25 protein-coding genes and 4 pseudogenes are annotated in these 25112 nt (G+C 67.1%); 11 read left to right on the top strand and 18 right to left on the bottom strand.

The window, feature by feature from the left end; translation table 11 throughout:
• Window position 1 precedes the first annotated feature (1 nt).
• A pseudogene (gene soxR / locus ACZK2V_RS05235) lies at window positions 2–434 on the top strand (redox-sensitive transcriptional activator SoxR).
• Between the two features lie 72 nt (window positions 435–506).
• On the opposite strand, the gene ACZK2V_RS05240 reads toward soxR, so the two are convergent.
• Window positions 507–1109: a short chain dehydrogenase gene (locus ACZK2V_RS05240; protein WP_486322964.1), complete on the bottom strand. Its 603-nt coding sequence runs from the start codon at window positions 1107–1109 to the stop codon at window positions 507–509.
• Between the two features lie 100 nt (window positions 1110–1209).
• Here ACZK2V_RS05240 and ACZK2V_RS05245 point away from each other — a divergent pair, with 100 nt between their 5' ends.
• Window positions 1210–2085 (top strand): LysR family transcriptional regulator, encoded by an 876-nt coding sequence (locus ACZK2V_RS05245; protein WP_486322965.1) that lies wholly within the window; start codon window positions 1210–1212, stop codon window positions 2083–2085.
• A gap of 59 nt (window positions 2086–2144) precedes the next feature.
• Here the strand turns inward: ACZK2V_RS05245 and proC are convergent, their stop codons facing one another.
• Together proC and ACZK2V_RS05255 are read right to left on the bottom strand one after the other, a co-directional pair.
• Window positions 2145–2966 carry a pyrroline-5-carboxylate reductase gene (gene proC / locus ACZK2V_RS05250; protein WP_279913663.1) on the bottom strand — a complete coding sequence of 274 codons (822 nt, stop codon included), beginning with the start codon at window positions 2964–2966 and terminating at the stop codon, window positions 2145–2147.
• 18 nt (window positions 2967–2984) lie between these two features.
• A complete protein-coding gene (locus ACZK2V_RS05255; RefSeq protein WP_486322966.1) occupies window positions 2985–3662 on the bottom strand; it encodes a YggS family pyridoxal phosphate-dependent enzyme in 678 nt (225 codons plus the stop codon).
• Window positions 3663–3749: 87 nt separating this feature from the next.
• Between ACZK2V_RS05255 and ACZK2V_RS05260 the strand changes: the two genes are divergently transcribed.
• The 3 genes from ACZK2V_RS05260 to ACZK2V_RS05270 all read left to right on the top strand — a co-directional run bounded on the left by ACZK2V_RS05260 (window position 3750) and on the right by ACZK2V_RS05270 (window position 7194).
• Window positions 3750–4787, top strand: a complete 1038-nt coding sequence (locus tag ACZK2V_RS05260) for a type IV pilus twitching motility protein PilT (RefSeq protein ID WP_006422551.1) — start codon at window positions 3750–3752, stop codon at window positions 4785–4787.
• Between the two features lie 79 nt (window positions 4788–4866).
• Window positions 4867–6030 carry a PilT/PilU family type 4a pilus ATPase gene (locus ACZK2V_RS05265; protein ID WP_486322967.1) on the top strand — a complete coding sequence of 388 codons (1164 nt, stop codon included), beginning with the start codon at window positions 4867–4869 and terminating at the stop codon, window positions 6028–6030.
• A gap of 180 nt (window positions 6031–6210) precedes the next feature.
• On the top strand, window positions 6211–7194 hold the full coding sequence (locus tag ACZK2V_RS05270; protein WP_197616496.1) for an aldo/keto reductase: 984 nt from the start codon (window positions 6211–6213) through the stop codon (window positions 7192–7194).
• A gap of 72 nt (window positions 7195–7266) precedes the next feature.
• Here ACZK2V_RS05270 and ACZK2V_RS05275 read toward each other — a convergent pair whose 3' ends face one another.
• Complete coding sequence (locus ACZK2V_RS05275; RefSeq protein WP_486322968.1) at window positions 7267–8166, bottom strand: LysR family transcriptional regulator; 900 nt, start codon at window positions 8164–8166, stop codon at window positions 7267–7269.
• A gap of 301 nt (window positions 8167–8467) precedes the next feature.
• On the opposite strand from ACZK2V_RS05275, the gene ACZK2V_RS05280 reads away from it, so the two are divergent.
• From ACZK2V_RS05280 to ACZK2V_RS05290, 3 genes are all read left to right on the top strand, one after another.
• A complete protein-coding gene (locus tag ACZK2V_RS05280) occupies window positions 8468–8680 on the top strand; it encodes a DUF4287 domain-containing protein (RefSeq protein ID WP_049462135.1) in 213 nt (70 codons plus the stop codon).
• 96 nt (window positions 8681–8776) lie between these two features.
• Window positions 8777–9178 carry a GNAT family N-acetyltransferase gene (locus ACZK2V_RS05285; protein WP_486322969.1) on the top strand — a complete coding sequence of 134 codons (402 nt, stop codon included), beginning with the start codon at window positions 8777–8779 and terminating at the stop codon, window positions 9176–9178.
• A 139-nt stretch (window positions 9179–9317) separates the two neighbouring features.
• Window positions 9318–10025: a YitT family protein gene (locus ACZK2V_RS05290; RefSeq protein ID WP_012510275.1), complete on the top strand. Its 708-nt coding sequence runs from the start codon at window positions 9318–9320 to the stop codon at window positions 10023–10025.
• Between the two features lie 73 nt (window positions 10026–10098).
• On the opposite strand, the gene ACZK2V_RS05295 is transcribed toward ACZK2V_RS05290, so the two are convergent.
• On the bottom strand, window positions 10099–10641 hold the full coding sequence (locus ACZK2V_RS05295; RefSeq protein ID WP_486322970.1) for a DNA-3-methyladenine glycosylase I: 543 nt from the start codon (window positions 10639–10641) through the stop codon (window positions 10099–10101).
• Window positions 10638–12423: pseudogene (locus ACZK2V_RS05300) on the bottom strand (DUF4153 domain-containing protein). The gene ACZK2V_RS05295 and the pseudogene ACZK2V_RS05300 overlap by 4 nt, the downstream one beginning before the upstream one ends.
• Before the next feature lie 91 nt (window positions 12424–12514).
• Between ACZK2V_RS05300 and ACZK2V_RS05305 the strand changes: the two are divergent.
• From ACZK2V_RS05305 to ACZK2V_RS05315, 3 genes and pseudogenes are all read left to right on the top strand, one after another.
• Complete coding sequence (locus ACZK2V_RS05305; protein ID WP_005408377.1) at window positions 12515–13081, top strand: YqgE/AlgH family protein; 567 nt, start codon at window positions 12515–12517, stop codon at window positions 13079–13081.
• A pseudogene (ruvX, locus tag ACZK2V_RS05310) lies at window positions 13074–13476 on the top strand (Holliday junction resolvase RuvX); the annotation flags it as partial. The gene ACZK2V_RS05305 and the pseudogene ruvX, both read left to right, overlap by 8 nt.
• A 105-nt stretch (window positions 13477–13581) precedes the next feature.
• Window positions 13582–14532: an aspartate carbamoyltransferase catalytic subunit gene (locus tag ACZK2V_RS05315; RefSeq protein ID WP_459002665.1), complete on the top strand. Its 951-nt coding sequence runs from the start codon at window positions 13582–13584 to the stop codon at window positions 14530–14532.
• 125 nt (window positions 14533–14657) lie between these two features.
• On the opposite strand, the gene ACZK2V_RS05320 is transcribed toward ACZK2V_RS05315, so the two are convergent.
• The 12 genes and pseudogenes from ACZK2V_RS05320 to ACZK2V_RS05375 form a co-directional block, all read right to left on the bottom strand.
• Window positions 14658–15149 (bottom strand): REP-associated tyrosine transposase, encoded by a 492-nt coding sequence (locus ACZK2V_RS05320; protein WP_486322971.1) that lies wholly within the window; start codon window positions 15147–15149, stop codon window positions 14658–14660.
• 242 nt (window positions 15150–15391) lie between these two features.
• Window positions 15392–16210: a carboxylesterase family protein gene (locus tag ACZK2V_RS05325; RefSeq protein WP_107431674.1), complete on the bottom strand. Its 819-nt coding sequence runs from the start codon at window positions 16208–16210 to the stop codon at window positions 15392–15394.
• A 70-nt stretch (window positions 16211–16280) separates the two neighbouring features.
• Window positions 16281–16547 carry a hypothetical protein gene (locus ACZK2V_RS05330; protein WP_010483664.1) on the bottom strand — a complete coding sequence of 89 codons (267 nt, stop codon included), beginning with the start codon at window positions 16545–16547 and terminating at the stop codon, window positions 16281–16283.
• A gap of 59 nt (window positions 16548–16606) precedes the next feature.
• The gene (gene mgtE / locus ACZK2V_RS05335) at window positions 16607–17968 is read right to left on the bottom strand and encodes a magnesium transporter (protein ID WP_010483662.1); all 1362 of its coding nucleotides are present in this window, start codon (window positions 17966–17968) and stop codon (window positions 16607–16609) included.
• A 194-nt stretch (window positions 17969–18162) separates the two neighbouring features.
• Window positions 18163–19841: pseudogene (ptsP, locus tag ACZK2V_RS05340) on the bottom strand (phosphoenolpyruvate--protein phosphotransferase).
• An 87-nt stretch (window positions 19842–19928) separates the two neighbouring features.
• Window positions 19929–20198: an HPr family phosphocarrier protein gene (locus ACZK2V_RS05345; protein ID WP_486322972.1), complete on the bottom strand. Its 270-nt coding sequence runs from the start codon at window positions 20196–20198 to the stop codon at window positions 19929–19931.
• Window positions 20191–20583 carry a PTS sugar transporter subunit IIA gene (locus ACZK2V_RS05350; RefSeq protein WP_049462131.1) on the bottom strand — a complete coding sequence of 131 codons (393 nt, stop codon included), beginning with the start codon at window positions 20581–20583 and terminating at the stop codon, window positions 20191–20193. The genes ACZK2V_RS05345 and ACZK2V_RS05350 overlap by 8 nt, the downstream gene beginning before the upstream one ends.
• Before the next feature lie 391 nt (window positions 20584–20974).
• On the bottom strand, window positions 20975–21859 hold the full coding sequence (gene rapZ, locus ACZK2V_RS05355; RefSeq protein WP_032130190.1) for an RNase adapter RapZ: 885 nt from the start codon (window positions 21857–21859) through the stop codon (window positions 20975–20977).
• A gap of 27 nt (window positions 21860–21886) precedes the next feature.
• Window positions 21887–22837, bottom strand: a complete 951-nt coding sequence (gene hprK, locus ACZK2V_RS05360) for an HPr(Ser) kinase/phosphatase (RefSeq protein WP_005408388.1) — start codon at window positions 22835–22837, stop codon at window positions 21887–21889.
• Window positions 22834–23286, bottom strand: a complete 453-nt coding sequence (locus tag ACZK2V_RS05365; RefSeq protein ID WP_032130191.1) for a PTS sugar transporter subunit IIA — start codon at window positions 23284–23286, stop codon at window positions 22834–22836. Before ACZK2V_RS05365 ends, hprK begins: the two co-directional genes overlap by 4 nt.
• Before the next feature lie 21 nt (window positions 23287–23307).
• A complete protein-coding gene (gene hpf, locus ACZK2V_RS05370) occupies window positions 23308–23625 on the bottom strand; it encodes a ribosome hibernation-promoting factor, HPF/YfiA family (protein ID WP_004147311.1) in 318 nt (105 codons plus the stop codon).
• Between the two features lie 58 nt (window positions 23626–23683).
• Window positions 23684–25111: an RNA polymerase factor sigma-54 gene (locus ACZK2V_RS05375; RefSeq protein ID WP_486322973.1), complete on the bottom strand. Its 1428-nt coding sequence runs from the start codon at window positions 25109–25111 to the stop codon at window positions 23684–23686.
• Window position 25112 lies beyond the last annotated feature (1 nt).

Raw genomic sequence — 25112 nt, forward strand, 5'->3', positions numbered from 1 at the left:
AATGGTTTCCCAGGAACTCAGCGTTGGCGAAGTCTCCCAGCGCAGTGGCGTGGCGGTTTCCGCGCTGCATTTCTACGAGCGCAAGGGGCTGATCAGCAGCCTGCGCACCTCGGGCAACCAGCGGCGCTACAGCCGTGATGTGCTGCGACGGTTGGCCGTGATCCGCGTCGCGCAACGGGTGGGCATGCCACTGGAAGCTGTCGGCCGTGCCTTCGAAAGCCTGCCCGAGGGCCGCGCCGACCAAGGCCGACTGGGCCAAGCTGTCCGCGCGCTGGCGCATCGAGCTGGAGGAGCGCATCCACATGCTGGAACTGCTGCGCGATGAACTGACCGGCTGCATCGGCTGCGGCTGCCTGTCGCTGCAGCGCTGCCGCCTGGCCAACCCCGAAGACGTCCTCGGCGAACGCGGCGACGGCCCGATGCGCTGGGAGTGACCCGCGAAAAGGGACGGAGGGGATTATGTCGTTTGTGCATTAACGACTTAATCCCCTCCGTCCCCTTTTTTCTTACCAGACCGTGATCGTCTCGCCGCTCTGGATGCCTTCCACCGCGCGCTGGAAGGCCAGCGCCGCGCGCTGCGCGCTCACCGCTTCGAAGCCTGGGAAATAGGGGCCGTAAGCCGCCATCGATTCGATCAGCACGTTCGGGCTGACCACGTTGATGCGTAGGCCACGCGGCAGCAGTTCCAGCGCGGCTGCGCGCACGAAGCCTTCCAGCGCGGCATTCACCGCGGTGGCGTTGACGCCATCGCGGATCGGCTGTGCGCTGACGATGCCGCTGGTCAGGGTGATCGATCCGCCAGCGCTGAGATGGTGCTGCGCGGCCAGGGCCAGCCGCACCTGGCCCAGCAGTTTGTCCTGCAGGCCGAGGTTGAACTGCTCGGGCGTCATCTCCTGCAGCGGGCCGAAGTGCAGCTTGCCGGCGGTGGAGATCACCGCATCGACCGGGCCGGTACGCGCGAACAGTTCGGCAACGCTGGCGTCATCGGTCAGGTCCACACGCAACTCGCCGCTGTGGCGGCCGGCGGCGAGAATCTGATGCTGCTGGCCGAGCTGGCGGGCGACTGCCTGGCCGAGGGTGCCGCTGGCACCCACGAGGAGGATCTTCATGGCGGTTCCTTGCGGGAGAGGGAATGGGCGCAGTCTGCGCTCTCACGGCTGGGTTAGGTAAGCGGCGTATGCTTTGCAGATTCCTAACTCAGGATTAGTAATGGATACCCTTCGATGCATGCAGGCCTTCGTTGCCGTGGCCGAGCGTGGCAGCTTCGCCGGCGCTGCCGAACAGCTGCAGGTCTCGGCGGTGATGGTGGGCAAGTACATCCAGCAGCTGGAGGCGCATCTGGGGACCGCGCTGCTGCAGCGGAACACCCGCCGCCAGCGCCTGACCGAAGCCGGCGGCGCCTATCTGGCCGGGTGCCGGCAGGTGCTGGAGCAGGTGCAGCAGGCGGAGGCGGACGTGGCCGGCCTGCAGGTACAACCCCGCGGGCTGCTGCGGGTCAGCGCGCCGACTACCTGGGGCAGCTGCGTGCTGGCGCCGGTACTGTCCGGACTATTGCGTGAGCAGCCGTTGCTGAACATCGAACTGGACCTGAGCAACCGCCGCGTGGACCTGATCGAGGATGGCTTCGACGTGGCGATCCGGGTCGGGTCGCTGCCATCGCAGGAGGTGGTGGCGCGGCCGCTGCCGCCGTATGCAATGAGCCTGTGTGCGGCACCGTCCTACCTGCGCCGGCGCGGCACGCCGCGCACGCCCGCGGATCTGCAGGGGCATGATTGCCTGAGCCACCTGGCCTGGCGCGGCGGCCATGGCTGGCAGTTGGCCAACGGCGAACAGGTGGACTGGGAGGCGCGGCTGACCTGCAACGACGGTGTTGCACTGCGCGAGGCCGCCGTGGCCGGCGCAGGGCTGGTGCTGCAGCCGACCGCGCTGCTGGCCGGCGAAATCGCGGCCGGGCGGTTGAAGCCGCTGCTGCGCGACTACCTGCCCAAACCGCGGCCCATGCATCTGATCTACCTGCCGGATCGACGGCCGCGTCCGCGCCTGCAGTGCTTCGTCGATTTCGTCATGGCCACATTGGGGCAGTGAGCATCCACGCCACGCGTGGATGACGGTAGGTGCCGACCGTTGGTCGGCACACATCGGGATCAATCATTCGCCGCAGACAGTTCCTGCCCACGTACCTGCGCGGCGCGCAGCGCGGTGTCCACCAGCGCCTCGAAACCACCGGCCTGGAAGCTCTCGATCGCGGCCTGGGTGGTGCCGTTCGGCGAGGTCACGCGACGGCGCAGCTCGGCTGGGCTTTCACCGGCCTCATCAAGCATGCGCGAGGCTCCCAGCAGGGTCTGCACCACCAGCGCACGCGCAGCGTCGGCCGGCAGGCCCTGGGCGATACCTGCCGCTTCCATCGCTTCGGCCAGCAGGAACACATAGGCCGGCCCGCTGCCGGATACGGCAGTCACCGAATCCATCAGCGACTCGCTGTCGATCCACACCGTGCGCCCGGCACTGGCCAGCACCTGTTCGGCGCGTGCGTGCTGCTGCGCATCCACCGACGCGGTGGCGTACAGGCCGGTCACGCCGGCGCCGAGCAGGGCCGGGGTGTTCGGCATCGCGCGCACCACCGGCAGATTGCCACCCAGCCAGCGTTCCAGCTGCGCGCTGGTGATGCCGGCGGCGATCGACACCACCAGTGGCCGGTTCGCCTGCGCCAGCGCCTGCAGCGACTGGCACACATCGCGCAGCACCTGCGGCTTCACCGCCAGCAGCCAGGTGCGGCCGTGCGCGGCGGCATCGGCGGCGTTGTCGTGCACCTGCACGCCGAAGTCGGCAGCCAGTGACTCGCGCAGTGCGGCCACCGGTTCGGCCACGTGGATGTGCGCGGCAGGCACGCCCTGGCGGATCAGGCCGGCGATCAGGCTGCGGGCCATGTTGCCGCCGCCGATGAAGGTGATGGAATCAGCTGCCATGGAAGTCTCCTTGGAAAATCAGGCCGGGCCCGGGCGGGCGCCGAACAGGGCGGTGCCGATGCGCACCAGGGTGGCACCCTCGGCGATGGCTTCGGCGTAGTCGCTGCTCATGCCCATCGACAGCGTGTCGATCTGCGCGTGCTGGGCAGCCAGCGACTGGAAAAGTGTGCGCATGCGCACGAATGCATCCCGGCGGCGCTCGGCCTCGGGCCACGGTGCGGGAATCGCCATCAGACCGCGCAGGCGCAGGCTGGGTTCGGCGGCAATCGCGGCGGCCAGTGCATCCACTTCTTCCGGTGCACAGCCATGCTTGCTGGATTCATCGTCGATGTTGACCTGGATCAGTACGTTCAGCGGGCCACGCGCGGCCGGGCGATGGCGTGCCAGCGCGGTCACCAGCTTGGGACGGTCCACGCTCTGCACCCAGTCGAAATGGCTGGCCACGGCATCGGCCTTGTTCGACTGCAGGTGGCCGATCAGGTGCCATTCCAGGGCCAGGTGCTGCAGCACCTGCATCTTGGCCAGTGCTTCCTGCACGTAGTTCTCGCCGAAGGCGTGCTGGCCCTGTGCGGCAAGCGCCGCCACGGCCTCGGCCGGCTGGGTCTTGGACACCGCCAGCAGGCGTGGGTCGGGCCTGCCAGCGGCCTCGGCGGCGGCGTGCAGGTTGCTCAGGATCTGGGGCAGGGGAGTGGCCACGTAACGCGTTCCGTTGAATCAGGAGGCTATACTGCCGCCCGGGGAAAGATCCTTCCAGTCGAAGCCGTTATTGGGGAGTAGCCGCTCATGGATATCGCCGAGCTGTTGGCGTTTTCCGTAAAGAACAAAGCGTCCGACCTGCACCTGTCCGCAGGCCTGCCGCCGATGATCCGCGTGGACGGCGACGTGCGCCGGATCAACATCCCAGCCCTGGACCACAAGCAGGTCCACGCGCTGGTGTACGACATCATGTCCGACAAGCAGCGCCGCGATTACGAGGAATTCCTCGAAGTGGACTTCTCCTTCGAGATCCCGTCGCTGGCGCGCTTCCGTGTCAACGCGTTCAACCAGAACCGCGGTGCCGGTGCGGTGTTCCGTACTATTCCGTCCGAGGTGCTCACCCTTGAGGACCTGGCCTGCCCGCCGCTGTTCCGCGAAGTGATCCAGCAGCCGCAGGGCCTGATCCTGGTGACCGGTCCGACCGGTTCGGGCAAGTCGACCACGCTGGCGGCGATGATCGACTACATCAACAAAAACGAATACGGCCACATCCTCACCGTCGAGGATCCGATCGAATTCGTGCACACCTCGCAGAAGTGCCTGATCAACCAGCGCGAAGTGCACCGCGATACGCATGGCTTCAACGAAGCGCTGCGCTCGGCACTGCGTGAAGACCCGGACATCATCCTGGTCGGCGAACTGCGCGACCTGGAAACCATCCGCCTGGCACTGACCGCCGCGGAAACCGGCCACCTGGTGTTCGGCACTCTGCACACCAGCTCGGCGGCCAAGACCATCGACCGTATCATCGACGTGTTCCCGGCCGGCGAAAAGCCGATGGTGCGTTCGATGCTGTCCGAATCGCTGCGTGCGGTGATCTCGCAGGCGCTGCTGAAGAAGGTCGGCGGCGGTCGTACCGCTGCATGGGAAATCATGGTCGGCACCCCGGCCATCCGCAACCTGATCCGCGAGGACAAGGTGGCGCAGATGTATTCGGCCATCCAGACCGGCCAGCAGTACGGCATGATGACCCTGGACCAGCACCTGCAGGACCTGGTCAAGCGCAGCCTGATCACCCGCAACCAGGCCCGCGACTACGCCAAGGACAAGCGCCTGTTCGAGTAAGGCGGGGCCGCAACGGGACGGCGTGCGCCAGTGCGCCGCCGTTTCCGCGCCGTTTCCGCCTCCGACCGTTTCCTGGTACATGCCCCATTGGGAGCCCGCCGTGAACACCACCGCGACCACCATCGATTTCACTTCGTTCCTCAAGCTGATGGCGCACCAGCGCGCCTCGGACCTGTTCATCACCGCCGGCATGCCGCCGGCGATGAAGGTCAACGGCAAGATCTCGCCGATCACGCAGACCCAGCTCACGCCGCAGCAGAGCCGCGACCTGGTCCTCAACGTGATGACCCCGGCGCAGCGCGAGGAATTCGAGAAGACCCATGAATGCAACTTCGCCATCGGCCTGTCCGGTGTCGGCCGATTCCGTGTCAGCTGCTTCTACCAGCGCAACCAGGTCGGCATGGTGCTGCGTCGCATCGAGACGCGCATTCCGACCGTGGAAGAACTGAGCCTGCCGCCGATCATCAAGACGCTGGCGATGACCAAGCGCGGCATCATCCTGTTCGTCGGTGCCACCGGTACCGGTAAATCGACCTCGCTGGCGGCGATGATCGGCTACCGCAACCAGAACTCGACTGGCCACATCATCACCATCGAAGACCCGATCGAATTCGTGCACAAGCACGAGGGCTGCATCATCACCCAGCGCGAAGTCGGCATCGATACCGACAGCTGGGAAGCCGCGTTGAAGAACACCCTGCGCCAGGCACCGGACGTGATCATGATCGGCGAGGTGCGTACCCGCGAAGGCATGGACCACGCCATCGCGTTCGCCGAAACCGGCCACCTGGTGCTGTGCACCTTGCATGCCAACAACGCCAACCAGGCGATGGACCGCATCGTCAACTTCTTCCCGGAAGACCGCCGCAACCAGTTGCTGATGGACCTGTCGCTGAACCTCAAGGGCGTGGTCGCGCAGCAGCTGGTGCCGTCGCCCGATGGCCGCTCGCGCAAGGTGGCGATGGAGATCCTGCTGGGTACGCCGCTGGTGCAGGACTACATCCGCGACGGTGAGATCCACAAGCTGAAGGAAGTGATGAAGGACTCGGTCCAGCTGGGCATGAAGACCTTCGACCAGAGCCTGTTCGAGCTGTACCAGGCCGGCGAGATCAGCTACGAGGACGCGCTGCGCTACGCCGATTCGCAGAACGAAGTGCGCCTGCGCATCAAGCTCAGCCAGGGCGGCGACGCCCGCACCCTGTCGCAGGGGCTGGATGGCGTGGAGATTTCCGAGATCCGGTGATCTGCGTGTTCCGTAGAGTCGAGCCTGCTCGACTGTTCTTGTCGAGTCGAGCAAGCTCGACTCTACGGGCGGGCGGCTCCGCGCATTGATGAATTCCAGTCATGACCAACTGCAATGCTGCCCATTCAATCCGTGGGCTCTGCAGGCGTATCGTCAGCGCTCCCCCTCTGGAGCACGACGATGCAGACACGTGAACTGGGCCGCAGTGGCCTGAAGGTTTCCGCCCTCGGCCTGGGCTGCATGGGCCTGAGCCATGGCTACGGCCAACCGGTGGAGCGCAGCCAGGGCATCGCCCTGCTGCAGGCCGCCGTCGAGCGTGGCGTGACCTTCTTCGACACCGCCGAAGTGTATGGCCCCTACACCAACGAAGACCTGCTCGGCGAGGCGCTGGCGCCGTACCGCGACAGGCTGGTGATCGCCACCAAGTTCGGCTTCAAGGATGCGCGCGTCGATACCGGGCTGGACAGCCGTCCCGAGAACATCCGCGCGGTGGCGGAGGCCAGCCTCAAGCGCCTGCGCACCGACCATATCGACCTGTTCTACCAGCACCGTGTCGACCCCAACGTGCCGATCGAAGATGTCGCTGGCACCGTTCGCGACCTGATCGCCGAGGGCAAGGTCGGCCACTTCGGCCTGTCCGAGGCCAGCGCCGCGACCGTTCGCCGTGCGCATGCGGTGCAGCCAGTGGCCGCCGTGCAGAGCGAGTACTCGCTGTGGTGGCGTGAGCCGGAGCGCGAGCTGCTGCCGACGTTGCAGGAACTGGGTATCGGCTTCGTGCCGTTCAGCCCGCTGGGCCGTGGTTTCCTGACCGGCGCGATCAATGCCGACACCACCTTCGACGCCAACGACTTCCGCAACACCGTGCCGCGTTTTGAAGTGGAGGCGCGTCGTGCCAACCAGGCGCTGGTTGACCGCATCAGCACGATCGCTGCCGCACGTGGCGCGACGCCGGCGCAGGTAGCGCTGGCCTGGCTGCTGGCGCAGGCACCGTGGATCGTGCCGATTCCGGGCACCACCAAGATCCATCGGCTGGAAGAAAACCTGGGCGCGGCCGACCTGCAGTTGGCGCCGGAGGAACTGCAACGCATCGCGCAGGCGCTGGATGAAGTGTCGATTGTCGGTGAGCGCTACAACGCGCAGCGCGCCGCGCAGGCCAAGGGCTGACCGCCGGCCCCCCCCTGCCTCTGGCGGGTGCGGACCGGGGTGGGTGCGGACCGTTGGTCCGCACTCCTCAGCTCATCCAGCCATCGGCCCGCGCAGCGCATCAAGCACCGTCCGCATCGCCACGGTGACGTGGCGGCGCGACGGGTAATACGCGTAGTAGCCATCGAAGTGCGGGCACCAGTCGTCCAGCACCGATTGCAGGCGGCCATCGTCCAGCATCGGCTGCACCTGGTCTTCCGGCAGCCAGGCCAGGCCGCTGCCGGCCAGTGCAGCCGCGCGGGTCATGCCCATGGTGTTGAAGGTCCACTGACCGGTCACGCGCACGCTCAGTTCGTTACCGTCCTGGCCGAAATCCCACGGCATCAGCCCGCCATGCGTGGGCAGCCGCAGGGTCACGCAGTTGTGCTCGGGCAGGTCGTTCGGATGCCGCGGTACCACGTGCTGGCGGAAGTAGCTGGGCGCACCGACCACGCGCATGCGCAGCGGCGGGCTGACCGGCACGGCAATCATGTCGCGCGCCAGCCGTTCGCCGAGGCGGATGCCGATGTCGTAGCGCTCGGCGACGATGTCGGCCAGCCCGTAGTCGGCAGCCAGTTCCACCTTCAGGTCCGGATACTGCTGCAGCAATGGCGCCAGCCGCGGCCAGGCGATGTACTCGGCGGCATGGCCGGTCGCATTGATGCGGATGGTGCCGGCCGGTCGCTCGCGGTACTCGGCCAGTGCGGCCAGTTCGTCCTCGATCTCGGCCAGGCGCGGGGCGAGGGTATCGAGCAGGCGGGCGCCAGCCTCGGTGGTGGACACGCTGCGGGTGGTGCGGGTCAGCAGGCGCACGCCGAGTCGCTCCTCCAGCCCGCGCATGGCATGGCTGAGCGCCGACTGGGAAACGCCTAGCTGGGCGGCGGCCCTGGTGAAACTGCCCTCGCGGGCAACGTGGACGAAGGCCTGCAGGTCGTTGAGGTTTTCACGGGGCATGGCGGGATGATACGGCCGGGCTGCGCCCGGCACCCGCCGAAACAACGTCAATGGCAACGTCAAAAGCTGGCTTCCCGTGGGAGGCGGGGGGCTCAGGTTGCGGGGGACGGCGCAAGTACGTCCATGTAGCCTCGGTCGCGCCATCCATGGCGCTCACGCCCCCGCAACCTGAGCCGCCCCGCCTTCGACAATTTCCCGCGAGCTGTTGGAACGGCTCCGACCCCATTCTGTGTAGGCGTGTGGGGATGTCGATTTCAGGGACTGTGGTTCGTCGAATGAATGACTTCAACGGGAGCTGCACATGAGCGCTGACACCAAGCCGAAAGGCCCGGCCTCGTACTTCCCCTCCATCGAGAAGACCTACGGTCAGCCGGTGGCGCACTGGTTCGGGCTGCTGGCGGGCAAGAAGGGCCTGAAACACATGGAACTGGTCAGCTTCCTGAAAAGCGAGCATGGGCTGGGCCATGGCCACGCCAACGCGCTGGTGGCGCACCATCTGGCCGGAAAGGGCTGAGCAGGCAACCCGGCGCTGAACGGTCGTGTGGGGGTCAGGCTACACGGCCTCCGGGGTCAGGCAGACTGGGCGTTCATCCCGAGGCAGGACGCCCTCATGCAGGTCACGCTGGACGCGATCACCGTCGACAACTACGAAGCGGTATGCGATCTCGACGTCAGCGAGGCGCAGCAGGACTTCGTGGCCGGCAATACCTGGTCGCTGGTGCAGGCAGCATTCCATCCCGGCTACCAGACCCGCGCCATCCAGGCCGATGGCGAGCTGGTCGGGTTCTTCATGTGGGTGCCGGAGACGCCGCAGCGCATCTCGATCTGGCGCTTCATGGTCGATCAGCGCTGGCAGGGGCGTGGCATCGGGCGGCGCGCTGGAACTGGCGCTGGCGCAGATCCGGGACACGCCCGGCCTGGCCGAGATCGAGATCTGCTACAACCCGCGCAATCCGGTGGCGGGCGCCTTCTATGGCAGCTTCGGTTTCGTCGAGACAGGCATGGACGATGATTGCGAGGACATGCTGGCCGTGCTGCCGGTGACGCCTCCGGAATAACCTGAATGGGCGAGCGCAGCTGAACGATTTCATCTGCAACTGTCATGCAGATCGTGTCTAATAGCGCTCCCCACCTGCTGTTCCCCCACCCGTATGTCCCTTCCCGCCCATGGCTCTGCGCCGTGCGACGACGCTGACGGCCACCTGGTCACCGCCGGTCCGCTGACCCCACCGCCCGACAGCGCCGGCACTACCGCCGACGAAAAAGCGCTTCGCCACTCGATTGCCGAGGACGTGCAGGGCATGGTGCTGGCTACGATGGTGGCCTCGCTGGGCCTGGCCATCTTCGCCAAGGGTGGGCTGATGATCGGCGGCATGGCCGGCATGGCCTTCCTGCTGCACTACTCGATGGGCTGGAACTTCGGCCTGGTGTTTGTGCTGGTCAATCTGCCGTTCTACTGGGTGGCGCTGCGGCGCATGGGCTGGGAATTCACCCTGAAGACCTTCGCCGCGGTCACCGCCTGTGGCGTGCTGACCGACCTGCTGCCGCGCTGGATCGATTTCTCGCACATCAACCCGTTGTATTCGGCGATCGTGGGCGGTGCGTTGTCCGGCCTGGGCATCCTGTTCTTCATCCGCCACCGCGCCAGCCTCGGCGGCATCGGTATCCTGGCGGTGTACCTGCAGCGCACCCGCGGCTGGAGCGCGGGCAAGGTGCAGATGTCCTACGACGCCTGCCTGATGGTGGCCGCGTTCTTCGTGCTGTCGCCGTCGAAGGTGCTGTATTCGGCGATCGGCGCGGTGGTGCTCAGCCTGGTGCTGATGTTCAACCACCGCCCGGGCCGTTACATGGGCGTGTGACGATTCGACGGTAGTGCCGGCCGCTGGCCGGCAACACCTGAGGCGTTCCGAGGTTGCCGGCCAGCGGCCGGCGCTACCGGGAGGCCTGCAACCACGGCGGCGACAGCGTCAGCAGCCGCGCATGCACCGGGCAGTCCTCGGCGTGCGCACCGGGCAGGTAGCCCAGGCTCATCAGGAATTCGCCGGTGATCTCGCCGCCGGTGAAGCGGAACGTCTTCTTGAACAGCTTCACCCAGTCGGCCTTGCTGCGCGGATGGTGCGCGTCCAGCCAGCCCGCGAAGCTGCCGTGGCTGACCCGCAGCTGCTGGATCACCTGTGCGTTGTGGATCGCCGCCAGCACCTTCAGCCGGTTGCGGATGATGCCTGCGTCCGACAGCAGCCGTTCGATGTCCTGCTCGGCGTAGGCTGCAACCCGATCCACATCGAAGCCGTCATAGGCCGCGCGGAAGCCCTCGCGCTTCTTCAGGATGGTCTCCCAGCTCAGGCCGGCCTGGTTGATTTCCAGCACCAGCCGCTCGAACAGCTCGCGCTCGTCACGCTGCGGAAAGCCGTACTCGTTGGCGTGGTAGTAGTCGTGCACCGGATGGCCCGGGGCGATGAGGCAGTAGCCGCTCATGGGGAAGACTCGTTGGATTCGGGTTCTGGATCGATGGCCAGCGCGGGGCGCCCGCCGATGGACAGCATCGGCCAACGCGGTGGCACAAGAGTGAGTTCGCCATCACGCAGGGCCTGGTTGATCGCCTCGGCCTGGCCGCTGACGGTGCCGAACAGCGAACCGGCCCGGCGCCAGTGGGCATCCCTGCCACGTGCGTACAGCACGCAGTCCGGGCCACGGTGGGTGTACAGCTCGCACAGCAGCACTTCGCCGGTGCCATCGCCGTCCAGGTCGCGATGCACGATCAGGCAGTCGCGCTCGCTCTGGGCGCAGGATTCGCCATTGATCGAACGTGTGGCCAGTGCCTGCCACCAATCGTCCGGCGGCGAGCTGGATCCCTTGGCCAGCTTCAGCGCGCTGCAGGGCGGCGACGTCCTGCAGACCCTTGTCCAGGCGCTGTCCATCGTCCCAGCGCGAGGTACGTGCCAGCGCGGCAGCGATCACCTGTGGCGCGTTGGCATCGGCGGTGATGGCCGGATCACGCTGCAGCTCGCGCAGCGCCTGCACGCCACGGCGCCCAAGATCGAAGCGCAGCACGTTGACGTCGCTGCTGGTGATCGCCGGCGGGTCCGCGCGCAGCCGCTCCAGCTGGCTGGACAGGGTCAGCCGCACCGGGTCCAGCAGCGGCGAGTTGCCCAGCAAGGCCAGTGCCAGCACCGCCCAGCACATCCATCGGTTGACCGGCTCCAGCATCTGCAACCAGCGGCTCTGCCGGCGCAGCACCGCCAGCGCGTAGCCCACGGCATAGCCGGCCACGGCCAGCGCGATCAGCACCGCCCAGAAGCGGTCCAGGGTCCAGCCGTACTGCACCACGCGCAGGCCCAGTGCATACAGTGCCAGCACCGCATAGATCGGCAGCGCCAGCAGACTGGCCTCGACCAGCCAGCGCAGCACGACGGGGTAGGGCGCGGTGTCGTCGCCTTGCTGGTAGACCGCATTGGTGAATGACACCAGCAGCAGCGACAGCACCAGCAGCAGGCTGGCGGCCGAGCGGGTCTTCCACAGCGGCTCCAGCCCGGTCAGCGGCAGGCTCAGCACGAACAGCACGGCGATGAACGAGAGCAGCGGCAGCAGCCCGCGGCAGATCGCGAACAGCACCTGGCGGGTGATCTGGATCGCGCGGTGCTGGGTGCGCCCGATCAGCACGCCGAACCCGGCCAGGCTGCCGGTGGCCAGCGCGATGAACGCGTCCTGCCGGAACAGGTCGCGGAAGATGGTCACGTCGAGCAGCTGGAACAGCGCCGCCCACAGCCACAGCAGCAGCCAGGTCAGCCCGGTGAACAGCGCCGCCAGGGCCAGGGTCAGGCCGTTCTGCCAGGCGCGCTCGAACAGCTCCGGATAGCTGGCGCGCCAATGCCCGTGTTGCAGCTGGAACTGCCACCAGGGCAGGGCCACGAACACTGCTACGGCCATGCCCACGGTCAGCGGGAACTGCAGCGCGCCCGATTCCAGTGCGGTCTCGCCGTTGAGGTTCCAGCCGATCCAGGCGGCCAGCGCCAGCACCACCGCCGAGCCGAGCGCGGCCTGCAGCCACAGGCGGCGCTGGCCCAGCTCGACCAGGCTCAGCGCCACCGCGCTGGGAATGGCCAGCACCCAGGCATACCAGCAGTAGCGCCAGCCGATATCGCGGAACGGCCACGCATCGGACAGCTCCTGTGCGGCATACAGCATCAGGCCCTGCAGCAGCGCGATCAGGACGATGGCGCTGCGTGCCGGCAGGGTCAGGGGCGATGAAGACTGCATCGATGACCTTCCATGGCAAAGCACCATCCTAGCCCATCGCGGTTCGGCACCATCGCGCGACCATCCCGCCCCCAGCAGGTAGAATGGGGCCATGCCTGTTACGCCGACTTCCCTTGCCGATCACCTGCTCGTCGCGCTGCCGTCGCTGCTCGACGCGACCTTTGCCCGCAGCGTCGCGCTGATCTGCCAGCACGACGAGAACGGGGCGATGGGCGTGCTGGTCAACCAGCCTTCCGAGTACACGCTGGGCGAAGTGCTTGCGCAGATGGACATCACCACCGGTGATGGCGACCTCCAGGCGCGCATGGTGCTCAACGGCGGCCCGGTGCATCCCGAGCGCGGCTTCGTCATCCATGACGACGCGCGGGCGTGGGATTCCAGCCTGACCGTGGGCGACGGCCTGTACCTGACCACCTCGCGCGACATCCTCGAAGCGATGGCGCGCGGCGAAGGCCCGGCCAATGCCGTGGTCACCCTCGGCTGTGCCGGTTGGGGTGCAGGGCAGCTGGAAAGCGAGCTGTCCGAGAACAGCTGGCTGACCGTACCGGCCGACGCCGAGCTGGTGTTCCAGCTGCCGCTGGAGCAGCGCTGGCAGGGTGCAGCCTCGCGTATCGGTGTGGACCTGTTCCGGCTGACCGACTACAGCGGCCATGTCTGAGCCCATCGCGCCCGCGCCGGATTCTGCTGCCCCGGCCATCCGCCGTGATGGCACCGTTCTGGGTTTCGATGTTGGCTCGCGGCGTATCGGCGTGGCCATCGGCAGTGCCTTCGCTGCGCATGCGCGCGCGGTGGCGGTGGTCGATGTGCACGGCAACGGCCCGGACTGGACCGCGATCGAACGCCTGCTCAAGGAATGGAAGCCCGACGGCCTGGTGGTCGGCGACCCGCTGACCCTGGACGGCCAGGACCAGCCCAACCGCAAGCGCGCAGGGCTTTGCCCGCCAGCTGCGGGAACGTTTCAAGCTGCCGGTGGTGATGATCGACGAGCGTTCCAGCTCGGTCGAGGCCGCCCGCCGCTTCGCTGTCGAGCGCGCCGAAGGGCGCAAGCGCCGCCGTGATGCGGCCGCCCTCGATGCCGTTGCCGCGGCGGTGATCATCGACCGTTGGCTGTCGTCGCCGGACGACGCCACCCCCATTCCCTGACTGCCCGACACCGCCATGACCGCCCAGCAACTCGATGCCTCCGGCCGCCTGCGCCACCTGCTGACCCTCGAAGGCCTTCCGCGCGACACCCTGCTGCAGCTGCTTGACCGGGCAGGGCAGATCCGCGACGCCGCGGTCGGTCGTGTCGGCAACAAGCGCCACGTGCTGGCCGGTTCGGCGGTGTGCACGCTGTTCTTCGAACCGTCCACGCGCACCCGCAGCTCGTTCCAGCTGGCCGCGCAGCGCCTGGGCGCCGACGTACTGAACTTCGATGCATCGACCTCGTCCACGCGCAAGGGCGAAACCGCCTGCGACACGCTGCGCAACCTGGAGGCGATGGGCGTGCGCGGCTTCGTGGTGCGCCACCCCGATGATGGCGCCGTGGCCGCACTGGCCGAGGCAGCGGGTGAGGGCACTGCACTGATCAACGCCGGTGACGGGCGCAGCGCGCACCCGACCCAGGGCCTGCTGGACATGCTGACCCTGCGCCAGGCCAAGGGCCCGGATTTCTCGAAGATGAAAGTGGTGATCGTCGGCGACGTGAAGCACTCGCGCGTGGCCCGCACCGACCTGCATGCGCTGCGCACGCTGGGCGTGGGCGAGATCCGCGTGTGCGGCCCGAAGTCGCTGCTGCCGGACGACGAGACCCTGAAGGGCTGCGTGGTCGGTGATGATTTCGACGCGATGCTGGAAGGCGTCGACGCGCTGATGATGCTGCGCCTGCAGCGCGAGCGCATGGAAGAAGGCCTGGTGCCGTCGCTGGAGCAGTACCACGCGCAGTACGGCCTGACCAACGAACGCCTGGCCCGCGCCGGCAAGGATGCCGCGGTGCTGCATCCAGGCCCGATCAACCGCGGCGTGGAAGTGACCGACGAGGTGGCCGACGGCCCGCAGTCGTGGGTGCTGCGCCAGGTCGCCAACGGCGTCGCCGTGCGCATGGCCGTGCTGGAAACGCTGCTGGGCTGACCGCCGCTCTGGTGGGTGTCAACCTTGGTTGACACTGCTGGTGTGGTGGGTGCCAACCTTGGTTGGCACACTCACCGCTCGGCTTGTCCGCGCACCGCTTTGGTAGATGCCAACCTTGGTTGGCACTATCCACCGGAGCTCATGTCATCGGGCAGATCACATGATGCCCCAAGCTCCCATTCGCACCATGCATGGGGATATTGCCCCAACCGCGACGTCAGCCCGGCCCTGATCGGATTTCCCATCAGGTACATCGCATGTCGGTGCAACGATTCGTCCGAGCGGATCGCATGATCGTGATAGCAGGCCTGCCAGAAGCGCCCGACTCGCCCCAGCAGCCGGTTTGCCTGCTGGGCTGTGCGCGACTTGAAACGCTTCATGACGGTTTCCAGTGACCCGGCGCGCAGTTCGACCAGCCAGTGAATGTGGTCGGGCATGACCACGTAGGCAATCGAGCGGGTGAAGCCTTCCTGATCAAGTCGCTGGAATTCGCGCACTGCCAAGGCGGCCACTGCGGCGTTGGTGAAGAGCGGTGCGCGGCCATGGACGACTGTGGTGAGGATATAGCTGAGGCCGACGCTGGAGCGACGACCGAGCAGGAGACGTGTGTTCTGCATGGAGCAAGCATGGATGGGCCTGCTTCCAGTGAACATCGGGGAATGGCTTGGTTTCAGGTAGGCCAGTGCCAACCAAGGTTGGCAACTACCAGAGCAGTCAATGCCAACCAAGGTTGGCAACTACCGGAGCAGTCAATGCCAACCAAGGTTGGCAACTACCGGAGCAGTCAATGCCAACCAAGGTTGGCAACTACCAGAGCAGTCAGTGCCAACCAAGGTTGGCAGCTACGAGAAACTGCGGTTCAGCGCTTCTGCGCGAACAGCCACGCCCACATTGCCGGGTCGGCGTAGGTAGCGTCCCAGGCATTGTGATTGCCTTCCGGGTACTCGGTGTAGCGCACGTCGCGTGCAGCGGCGCTCTGGAATGCGCTGTGCAGCCTGCGGTCGTCATCCGGAGGCACCACGTCGTCCAGCGCGCCGTGGAAGATCCAGACCGGCGTGTGCTGCAGGCGCTGCGCGATCACGGCATACGGATCGGTTTCCTGGACGACCTGCTCGACGAACAGGGTCGGACGCTTTGCGCGTGGTGCAAGTACTGCGCCGCACACGGGGACGATCGCGGCAAAGCGGCGCGGGTCGTCCAGGGCGATGTTCCAGCTGCCGTAGCCGCCCATCGACATGCCGGTCAGGTACTGCCGTGCCGGGTCGGCGCCGAATTCGGCGATCGTCGCGTCCAGCGCGGCAACGGCCGCACGGTTGTTGCGGCCGCTCCATTCCTCATGGCCCGGTACCTGTGGAAACACCACCAGGGCAGGGAAGTCGGGATGCTCGCGCAGATAAGGCCCCAGCCCGGCGTGGGTCTGCTTGATACCATCGGCGCCGCGCTCGCCCGAACCGTGCAGGAACAGGATGACCGGGACGTTGGAGGTTGCGGGCGTCTGCCCACCAGGGCTGCGGGCCTGCAGGCCCGCGGGAATGAACACCTGGTAGTAAGCCGTGTGCCCGTCCACCTTCACCGCACGTGCTTCGAAGCGGCCACGCGCGCTGTCCGGCAGCGAAGTGCAACCGCTCATCATCAGAAGGGCCAGCAATGGCAGCCAGCGCGACAGCAAACGGACCATGGGGTTTTCCGAAGCGGCGAGAACGCCTGCATCGTAGTCCGCCAACGTCGGCCCGGCATCATGCGCCGCGTCACTGCGGGCGCGGGAAGCTGGCGATGATGTCCAGCTGCTCCTGTGCCTCGGCATTGCCTTCGGCGGCCGCAGCCTGCACCTGCGCCATATCCGGGTGCAGCACCACCAGCAGTGGGTTCTCGCAGACCGGGCAGTCGTACTCGGTGGCGTCCTCGTCCAGCTCCATCTCCATGGCACGCGAGCTGCCCTTCCATTCGCAGGCCGGGCAGGTGTGCTGCTGGTCGCGCCAGCCGGGCTGGAAGTAGTTTTCTATCGTTGTTGCCATGGGTGTTCCCGTTGAGTGGGGTCCGAGCCCCGCTTGGCGGGGCCCGATCCTTGATGCGGTCAGTGCAGCAGCACCAGGGTGGCCAGGCCGAGGAAGGTGAAGAAGCCCATCGAGTCGGTCACGGCGGTCAGGAAGATGCCGCTGGCCAGCGCCGGGTCGAAGCCGAAGCGTTTCAGGGTCAGTGGCACCAGCACGCCGGCCAACGCGGCGAACAGCAGGTTGCAGGTCAGCGCGATGGCGATCACCGCCGACAGTCCGGGTGAATGGAACCAGGCCAATACGATCAGGCCCAGTACCGAGCCCAGCATCACGCCGTTCAACAAGGCGACCCGCACTTCCTTCCACAGCAGCGTGCGCGCGTTGGAGGCGCCCACCTGGCCCAGCGCCAGGCCGCGCACCATCAGCGCCAGCACCTGGGTGCCGGCATTGCCGCCGAGGCCGGCGACGATCGGCATCAGCACCGCCAGCGCCACCAGCTTGTCGATGGTGCCCTCGAAGTGGCCGACCACGCTGGACGCCAGGAATGCCGTGCACAGATTGACCGACAGCCACATCAGGCGGCGGCGCATGGCGCGCCAGACCGGGCTGAACAGATCCTCGTCCTCGTCCAGGCCGGCGGCGCCAAGCGCCTGGTGCTCGGCCTGTCCACGGATGATGTCGACCACGTCATCGATGGTGATGCGGCCGACCAGGATGTTGTTGTCGTCCACCACCGGCGCGGAGATCCAGTCATGGTCGGAGAACTGGCGGGCGACCTCCTGGTCGCTTTCGCCGACATCGATCGCCGGTTGCTCGTCGTCGATCAGGCGGTTGATCGGGGTGGTGTCCTCGTGGGTCACCAGTGCCGCCAGCGACACCCGGCCGAGGTATTGATGGCGACGGCTGACCACGAACAGATGATCGGTGTGGTCGGGCAGTTCGCCACGCAGGCGCAGGTAGCGCAGCACCACGTCAACGTTGACGTCGGCGCGCACGGTCACCACGTCCGGGTTCATCAGGCGGCCGGCGCTGTCCTCGGGGTAGGACAGCACCTGCTCCAGGCGCTCGCGGTTCTCGCGGTCCATCGACTTGAGGACTTCGTCGATGACCGTGTCCGGCAGGTCTTCGACCAGGTCGGCCAGATCGTCGATGTCCAGGTCTTCGACCGCGGCGATGATCTCGTCCGGGTCCATGTCGGCGAGCAGGCTCTCGCGCACGTCGTCGCCGACGTGGACCAGCACCTCACCGTCATCTTCCGGATCGACCAGGCCCCAGACCACCTCGCGCTTGCCCGGCGGCAGCGATTCGAGCAGGTTGCCGATCTCGGCCGGGGCCAGGGTGTTGACCAGGCGGCGCACCGGGCCCAGCCGACCGCTGTCCAGTGCGTCGGACAGCATCCGCAGTTGGCGCGCAGTCTTGTCGTGGCGTACAGCTTCAGCCATCGCAGCTCCCGCGGGATAAGAAAAGCCGCGATCCCGGCAAGGATGCGGCAACAGGGGTGTTCAGCGCGTCATTATCGCAAGGGGATGTTTCAACGCATAGCCGCCGGGCGGTGGTAGTGCCGGCCGCTGGCCGGCAAGCGGCCCCATCGAAGGCCATGAGGTTGCCGGCCAGCGGCCGGCACTACCCTTGGCGCTCAGGGCGTATCCGCCACCAGCGCCAGCCAGCGCTCGATCGCGCGACGGTCGCGTGCGGCCAGCAGCTTCGGTGCGCGCGCGCAGCGCGGCCAGGTCGGCCTCGCGGATCGCGCGGCGCACCTCCAGCAGTGTGCCGGGGTGCAGGCTGAATTCGCTCAGGCCCAGCGCCAGCAGCAGCGGAGTCATCCGTGCATCACCGGCCATCTCACCGCAGACCGCCACCGGAATGCGATGCCGCGCGCCGGTCTCGATCACCATCTGCAGCAACCGCAGCACGGCCGGATGCAGCGGCGAATACAGCTCGCCCAGTGCCTCGTTGTTGCGGTCAGCGGCCAGCAGGTACTGCACCAGGTCGTTGGTGCCGATCGACAGGAAGTCGACCAGGTCGATGAAGCTCTCCAGCGCCAACGCCGCAGCGGGCACCTCGATCATCGCCCCCAGCGGCACATGGTCGGACACCATGTGGCCTTCGCTGCGCAGCTGCTCGGTCAGCTTGAGCATGCGTCGGCGCACCGCCAGCAGTTCCTCGCGGGTGCTGACCATCGGCACCAGTACGCGCAGCTTGCCGTAGGCCGAGGCGCGCAGGATCGCGCGCAGCTGGGTGTCGGCCACCTTGGGCCGTGCCAGCGACAGGCGTACGCCGCGCAGTCCCAGGGCCGGGTTTTCTTCGTTGCTCAGGGTCAGGCCGGTGCGGTCGGCCTTGTCCGCGCCCAGATCGAGCGTGCGGATGGTGACCGGTCGCCCGCTCATGCCCAACGCGGCATCGCGGTAGGTCTGGAACTGTTCTTCTTCGTCCGGCAGCTCGTTGCGCTGCAGGAACAGGAATTCGGTGCGGTACAGGCCCAGCCCCTGCGCGCCCAGCGCATGCGCCTGGGTGACGTCCTCCAGCGATTCGGCATTGGCCAGCAGGGCGATGTCGACCTGGTCGCGGGTACGGCTGGGTTTGCTGCGCAGGCGGCCGAGCTCGCGCTGCTCGCGCGCATGTTCTTTCAGGCGCGCGGTAGTCGCGCAGGTTGTCGGCCTGCGGGTTGGCGGTGATGCTGCCGTCGGCGCCATCGATGATCAGCACGTCGCCATCGGCGATGCGGCTGAGCAGCTGCGGCACGTTGACGATCAAGGGCAGGTGCAGGCTGCGCGCCAGGATCGCACTGTGCGACAGCGCGCTGCCGGCGGCGGTGACGATGCCGACCACGCCCTGCGCCTGCAACTGGGCAAGCTCGGAGGGCGCGATGTTGTCGCAGACCAGGATTTCACCGGCCAGGCCTTTCATCACCTCCGGGCGTTCGGGCTGCAGGAAGGCGTGGATGCGGCCGATCACATGGTCGAGGTCGTCCATGCGGCTCTTCAGATAGGCATCGTCCATGCCATCGAAGACCTTGGCCAGGCGGTCACGCTGCAGGCGCAACGCATAGCCGGCGCTGTAGGGGCCGCTGCGGATCAGTTCGTCCAGCCCGAACAACAGCTCGGGGTCGTCCAGCAGCAGGGCATGCAGGTCGAGGAACTCGCCCACTTCCTGGTTCAGGGCGCCATGCAGGCGCTGTCGCAGTTCGTGCATTTCGGTGCGCGCGGCATCCACCGCGCGGTGCAGGCGGGCCAGCTCGGCCTCGACCTGATGGGCGGCGACGCGCTGCTCGGCCACTTCCAGCGCATGTGGCAGGCGCACCCGCGCCCGGCCCATCGCCGCGCCACGGGCAGCACCGTGCCCGGCCAGCAGCTGTACCGGCCGCTGGCCGGAAGGGACCTGGCCGGCGCGCGCGCGGCACGCTCAGCTGTCCTCGTCGAAGCGGCGTTCGAACAAGCCGACCACCGCTTCCATCGCGGCGGCTTCGTCCTCGCCGTTGATGCGCACCATGACCGGGGTGCCCTGGCCGGCGGCCAGCAGCATCACGCCCATGATGCTCTTGGCGTTGATCTCACGGCCCTTGGCGGCCATGGTCACGTTGCAGCGGAACGGCGCCAGGGTCTGCACCAGCTTGGCGGTGGCCCGGGCGTGCAGGCCCAGGCGGTTGCTCACGGTGAGTTCTCGTTCAAGCATCGTCGACTATCGCTCCATTACGGGTACCCGCCGCGGCTGTGGCGGGCAGTTGATCCAGTCCCTGTTCCGGATAATTCATCACCCGCAGCAACATCGGCAGGCTCAGCGCCGACACCCGGCGAACCGGGGTCCCCAGCCGGGCCAGCTGCCCGGCAAGGTTGGCGGGGCTGGCGCCGTACAGGTCGGTCAGGATCAGCACGCCTTCACCATTGTCGACCCGCCGCAGAGCGGCTGAGGCGAGCGGGAGCAGGGCGTCCAGGTCTGCGTCGAACGGTACTTCGAAAGCTTCGGTTTTCAGCGGCAATTGCCGCAGGAGCCGGGTCGCCACGTCAAGCAGGGCGGTCCCGACCCCGGGATGTGTTACGAGGAGAATGCCACAGGTCATTACTGCACGTTAACAGGTCAAGGTGAATTGGCGATAGCAGCAGATGAGGGGCACTGTGTCCCGTATTCAGTGTTGCTCGGGCCGGAGCCCATTTCCGTTGGAAAAGGATCCGACCCATCCGTTTTTCGGTGCCTGACCGGGACTCATCCACGCATGGCGTGGATCTGCAGTGTCGACCAAGGTCGACACCTACCAACAGCACACGGAATCTGTCAGAGGCGGGGCGGTGTGGGTCTGCAGGACCGTTGGCGCCATGGATGGCGCCATCGAGCCCCCATGGACGGGTTTACAGCGTGTCCTGCAGACCCACACCGCCCCGCCATCCCACGTAATCCCGCTCTTGCCGTTGACGTGGCCTCTGCGGGTGCCGGGCGCAGCCCGGCCGACCCCCTCAATCCTGTTCGCGGTGGTAGGTCGCCACGTCTTCCCAGCCCATCTCGCGGGCATGCCGGGCCAGGCGCTCGGCCAGGAACACCGAACGGTGCTTGCCGCCGGTGCAGCCGAAGGCCACGGTCACATAGCTGCGGGTGCCATCCCCCAGCTTCGGCAGCCAGGTATCGAGGAAATCCATCAGCTGGGTCAGGTAGCGCTGCACGTCCGGCTGCGCTTCCAGGTAGTCGCGCACACCCGGTTCGCGGCCACTCAGCGCACGCAGATCCGGGTCCCAGTGTGGATTGGGCAGCACCCGCGCATCGAACACGAAGTCAGCCTCGGCCGGCACGCCGCGCTTGTAGGCGAACGATTCGAACAGCAGCGACAGGCCGGTGGCATGGTCCATCGTGAACTCGGTGATGATCCGCCGCCGCAGCTGATGCACGTTGAGATTGCTGGTATCGATCACCGCATCGGCCTCGCGGCGCAGCGGTGCGGTCAATTCACGCTCACGCGCGATCGCTTCGGGCAGCGACAGGCCCAGCTGGCTCAGTGGATGGCGGCGGCGGGTGTCGGCGTAGCGTTTGAGCACGGCCTCGTCGCTGGCCTCGAAGAACAGCACCTTCACTTCCACGCCGGCATCGGTGGCCAGCTGCCGCCAGTCGCCCAGCTGGCTCAGGTCGGCCTGGCCGCGCACGTCGATGCCTACGGCCAGGCGGCGTGGTGCGCTGCCGTCGTGGTTGGCCAGCAGGCTGCGCACGAAGTCGGGCAGCAGATTGATCGGCAGGTTGTCCGAGCAGTAGTAGTCCTGGTCCTCGAAGGTCTTCAGGGCGACGGATTTACCCGAGCCGGACAGGCCGCTGACGATGATCAGGGTCGGGGCGGAGGGGGTGACGGTGCTCATGGACAGGCTCTTCGAAGGACAGGGGAATCAGGGTGTTCGCCGTTCCAGCAGGTTGCTGTGGCGGGCGATGAACATGGCCGCCGGGTCGATGCCCTTGGTGCGCAGGATGTGCAGGCGGGTCGCGGCCTCGGTCAGCACGGCCAGGTTGCGGCCGGGCATCACCGGCAGGGTGATCAGCGGTACATCCAGGTCCAGCACATGGCGGGTGCCCGAGTCGCCGGTCAGGCGCTCGTAGCCATGCGGGGTGGGTTCGGTCATCGGCTTGGTCAGGTGGACGATCAGCCGAAGGTACTTGTTCTTCTTTACAGCCGTGTCGCCGAACATCTCGCGCACGTTCAGCACGCCCAAGCCGCGCACTTCCAGCAGGTCCTGCAGCAGTTCGGGGCAGGTGCCATCGAGCACGTCGGGCGCGATCTGGGTGAATTCGGGGGCATCGTCGGCAACCAGGCGGTGGCCGCGGCTGAGCAGCTCCAGCGCCAGCTCGCTCTTGCCCGATCCGGCCTCACCGGTGATCAGCACGCCGATGGAGTAGATCTCCATGAACACGCCATGCAGGATCACCCGCGGCGCCAGCGTGCGCGCCAGGTGGTAGGACAGATGGTTGAGCAGTTCGTGGCCGCGCTTGGGCGACAGCCACAGCGGCGTGCCGGATTCGTCAGCAGCGGCGCGCAGGTCTTCCGGGCAGGCCTGGTTGCGGGTCAGCACCAGCGCCAGCGGGTGCGACTGCATGATCTTTTCGATGGTCTCCCAGCGCTGGCGCGGTTCCAGCGCATCCAGCCAGGACAGTTCCTCGGTGCCCAGGATCTGCACCTTGTTGGGGTAGATCGCATTGAGATAACCAGCCAGCGATGGACGCCGCGAGACCGTGTTGCCGGCCTCCAGCTCGCGCTTCTCGCCGGACTTGCCGGCAGCCCAGCGCAGCCCCAGCCGCTCGCGCTGCTGTTCGAACAGTTCACGGGCGGTGATGCTGGTATTCATGCGGCACTCGCAGGTGGGGTCATGTCCAGCGCCTCGCGCAGCGCCCGGGCATCGCCCGCTTCGCGCAGGGCCTGGCGGATGTCGGGCGCCGAAAACAGCTCGGCCAGCTCGGACAGCAGCATCAGGTGCTGGTGGGTGTAGTGGGCGGGGACGGCCATGGCGAACACCAGGTCCACCGGCTCGTCGCCACCGAAGTCGACCGGGGTGGCCAACCGCAGCAGGGCGCCGCGGGGACGGTCCAGGGTTGGCGCGCGGCCGTGGGGAATGGCGATGCCGTGACCGATCGCGGTGCTGCCCAGCGCTTCGCGCTGGCACAGGTTCAGATAGATCTGTTCGGCGTTGGCCTGGCGGCAGGCCAGCAACCCGGCGGCGGCCTGCAGGACGCTGTCGCGGTCGGTGGCCGTGCAGAGCTGGGTCTGCACGGCCGCCAGGAGATCAGTCAGGGGCATGTCTGCGGGGAGCGGTGGCGATCAGCCACCATTGTCGCCCACCGGCAGCGGTGCGTGCTGCTGTTTTTTCTCCTTGTGCTTGATCACCAGACGGTCAAGCTTGTCCGCAAGCAGGTCGATCGCGGCATACATGGTCTGGGCATTGGCCTCGGCGTGCAGGGTCTGGCCGGGAATGTTGAGGCTGGCGTCGACGTGGTGTTCGGTCTTCTGCAGCTTGAGGGTCACCCGCGCTTCGCAGTGCTGGTCGAAGTGTTTGCCGATCCGGGCCAGCTTCTCCTCTACATAGGACTGCAGGGCCGGGGTGACTTCGACATCTTTGCCAAACGTTTCGATGCGCATCGGGTTTCTCCTGTGTTCGGATGTGCCAATGAACCTCTCCGCCGGGCGCGGCGGCGCGTCAAGCGATTCTGACCCTTTCGTGCGAGGCGGAAATGTTCATGGCTTCACGATACTTCGCCACGGTGCGTCGCGCTACTGGAATTCCCGACGATTTGAGCAGGTCAGCCAGCTTGGCGTCAGAAAGCGGCTTGCGCGGGTTCTCGTCGTCGATCAGGCGCCGGATCATCGCCTGGATGGCCGTGCTGGACGCCTCGCCACCGCCCTCGGTATCGATGCCCGAGGCGAAGAAGGCGCGCAGCGGCAGGGTGCCGCGCGGGGTACGCACGTGCTTGCGGGCGATCGCACGCGAGACCGTGGATTCGTGCAGGCCGAGCTCGGTGGCGATCTCGCGCAGGGTCAGTGGACGCAGCGCCTGCTCGCCGAATTCGAGGAAGCTGGCCTGCTGCAGGATCAGGCTGCGTACCACCCGCAGCAGGGTTTCGCCACGCTGCTGCAGCCCTTTCAGCAGCCAGCGCGCTTCCTCCTGCAGCTGGGCACGCAGGTAGCCGGCATCGGCGTCGCCACAACGTCGGATCAGCTGTTCGTAGCCGCGGTGGATCACCACCTTCGGCCCGGCATGCGCGGCCAGCGCTGCGCGCCATACGCCGTTCTGCCGCCACACCACCACATCCGGCACCACGTAGGTGTCCTGCGACAGCGGTGCGATCTGCGTGCCCGGGCGCGGGTCCAGCGAGCGCAGCAGGGTGACTGCGGTCTCGACCTCGTCCAAGGGCTGTTTCAGTTCATGGGCCAGCCCGGCGACGCCGCTGCGCGGCAGCCGTTCCAGCGGGCCTGCGGCAATCTGTCGCGCCAGCACCAGGCCGGGCGTGTCACCGGCCAGCACATCCAGCTGCAGCAGCAGGCATTCGCCCAGCGTGCGTGCAGCCACACCGACCGGATCGAAACGCTGGATGCGGTGCAGCACGGCGAGGATCTCGTCCTCGTCGGCGTGGATCGCCGGCAACAGGGTTTCGGCGATGGTGGCCAGCGGCTCGCGCAGGTAACCGTCGTCGTCCAGCGCATCGATCAGTGCGGCACCGATACTGCGATCACGCGAGGACAAATGCGACAGATGCAGCTGCCACAGCAGATGGTCGGCCAGTGTTTCGGTTTCGGCTACGCGCTCGGCGGCGCTGCCGGTGTCGTCGTCATCGTCGAAGCTGCCGCCGCTGCCGGCCGCGCTCCAGTCCAGTTCGGCCGGTGCCCAGTCGTCACCGGCATCGGTACGTTCTGCCGGGGCGTCACCGTCGTTGCCATCGCTGCCTTCGTTGCTGGCGCTGCTGCTGTCACTGCTGTCGGCCCAGTCCAGCAGCGGATTGCTTTCCACCGCCTGGGCGATCTCCAGCTCCAGCTCGGTGGTGGACATCTGCAGCAGCTTGATCGCCTGCTGCAACTGGGGCGTGAGCACCAGTTGCTGTCCCAACGATGTCTGCAGCCGAGTCTTCATG

It is taken from the genome of Stenotrophomonas sp. 93052_Sma, assembly GCF_056481145.1.

Excerpts from the sequence above, each read along its gene's own strand:
- hpf (WP_004147311.1), bottom strand. The coding sequence starts at position 23,625 with ATGCGCATCGAAACGTTTGGCAAAGATGTCGAAGTCACCCCGGCCCTG.
- ACZK2V_RS05265 (WP_486322967.1), top strand. The coding sequence starts at position 4,867 with ATGCCCCATTGGGAGCCCGCCGTGAACACCACCGCGACCACCATCGAT.
- ACZK2V_RS05245 (WP_486322965.1), top strand. The coding sequence starts at position 1,210 with ATGGATACCCTTCGATGCATGCAGGCCTTCGTTGCCGTGGCCGAGCGT.
- ACZK2V_RS05240 (WP_486322964.1), bottom strand. The coding sequence starts at position 1,109 with ATGAAGATCCTCCTCGTGGGTGCCAGCGGCACCCTCGGCCAGGCAGTC.
- mgtE (WP_010483662.1), bottom strand. The coding sequence starts at position 17,968 with ATGGCTGAAGCTGTACGCCACGACAAGACTGCGCGCCAACTGCGGATG.
- ACZK2V_RS05285 (WP_486322969.1), top strand. The coding sequence starts at position 8,777 with ATGCAGGTCACGCTGGACGCGATCACCGTCGACAACTACGAAGCGGTA.
- ACZK2V_RS05305 (WP_005408377.1), top strand. The coding sequence starts at position 12,515 with ATGCCTGTTACGCCGACTTCCCTTGCCGATCACCTGCTCGTCGCGCTG.
- ACZK2V_RS05330 (WP_010483664.1), bottom strand. The coding sequence starts at position 16,547 with ATGGCAACAACGATAGAAAACTACTTCCAGCCCGGCTGGCGCGACCAG.
- proC (WP_279913663.1), bottom strand. The coding sequence starts at position 2,966 with ATGGCAGCTGATTCCATCACCTTCATCGGCGGCGGCAACATGGCCCGC.
- ACZK2V_RS05365 (WP_032130191.1), bottom strand. The coding sequence starts at position 23,286 with ATGCCCCTGACTGATCTCCTGGCGGCCGTGCAGACCCAGCTCTGCACG.
- ACZK2V_RS05375 (WP_486322973.1), bottom strand. The coding sequence starts at position 25,111 with ATGAAGACTCGGCTGCAGACATCGTTGGGACAGCAACTGGTGCTCACG.
- ACZK2V_RS05280 (WP_049462135.1), top strand. The coding sequence starts at position 8,468 with ATGAGCGCTGACACCAAGCCGAAAGGCCCGGCCTCGTACTTCCCCTCC.
- ACZK2V_RS05260 (WP_006422551.1), top strand. The coding sequence starts at position 3,750 with ATGGATATCGCCGAGCTGTTGGCGTTTTCCGTAAAGAACAAAGCGTCC.
- hprK (WP_005408388.1), bottom strand. The coding sequence starts at position 22,837 with ATGAATACCAGCATCACCGCCCGTGAACTGTTCGAACAGCAGCGCGAG.
- ACZK2V_RS05325 (WP_107431674.1), bottom strand. The coding sequence starts at position 16,210 with ATGGTCCGTTTGCTGTCGCGCTGGCTGCCATTGCTGGCCCTTCTGATG.
- ACZK2V_RS05345 (WP_486322972.1), bottom strand. The coding sequence starts at position 20,198 with ATGCTTGAACGAGAACTCACCGTGAGCAACCGCCTGGGCCTGCACGCC.
- ACZK2V_RS05350 (WP_049462131.1), bottom strand. The coding sequence starts at position 20,583 with ATGACCTGTGGCATTCTCCTCGTAACACATCCCGGGGTCGGGACCGCC.
- ACZK2V_RS05320 (WP_486322971.1), bottom strand. The coding sequence starts at position 15,149 with ATGCAGAACACACGTCTCCTGCTCGGTCGTCGCTCCAGCGTCGGCCTC.
- ACZK2V_RS05315 (WP_459002665.1), top strand. The coding sequence starts at position 13,582 with ATGACCGCCCAGCAACTCGATGCCTCCGGCCGCCTGCGCCACCTGCTG.
- ACZK2V_RS05275 (WP_486322968.1), bottom strand. The coding sequence starts at position 8,166 with ATGCCCCGTGAAAACCTCAACGACCTGCAGGCCTTCGTCCACGTTGCC.
- rapZ (WP_032130190.1), bottom strand. The coding sequence starts at position 21,859 with ATGAGCACCGTCACCCCCTCCGCCCCGACCCTGATCATCGTCAGCGGC.
- ACZK2V_RS05270 (WP_197616496.1), top strand. The coding sequence starts at position 6,211 with ATGCAGACACGTGAACTGGGCCGCAGTGGCCTGAAGGTTTCCGCCCTC.
- ACZK2V_RS05295 (WP_486322970.1), bottom strand. The coding sequence starts at position 10,641 with ATGAGCGGCTACTGCCTCATCGCCCCGGGCCATCCGGTGCACGACTAC.
- ACZK2V_RS05290 (WP_012510275.1), top strand. The coding sequence starts at position 9,318 with ATGTCCCTTCCCGCCCATGGCTCTGCGCCGTGCGACGACGCTGACGGC.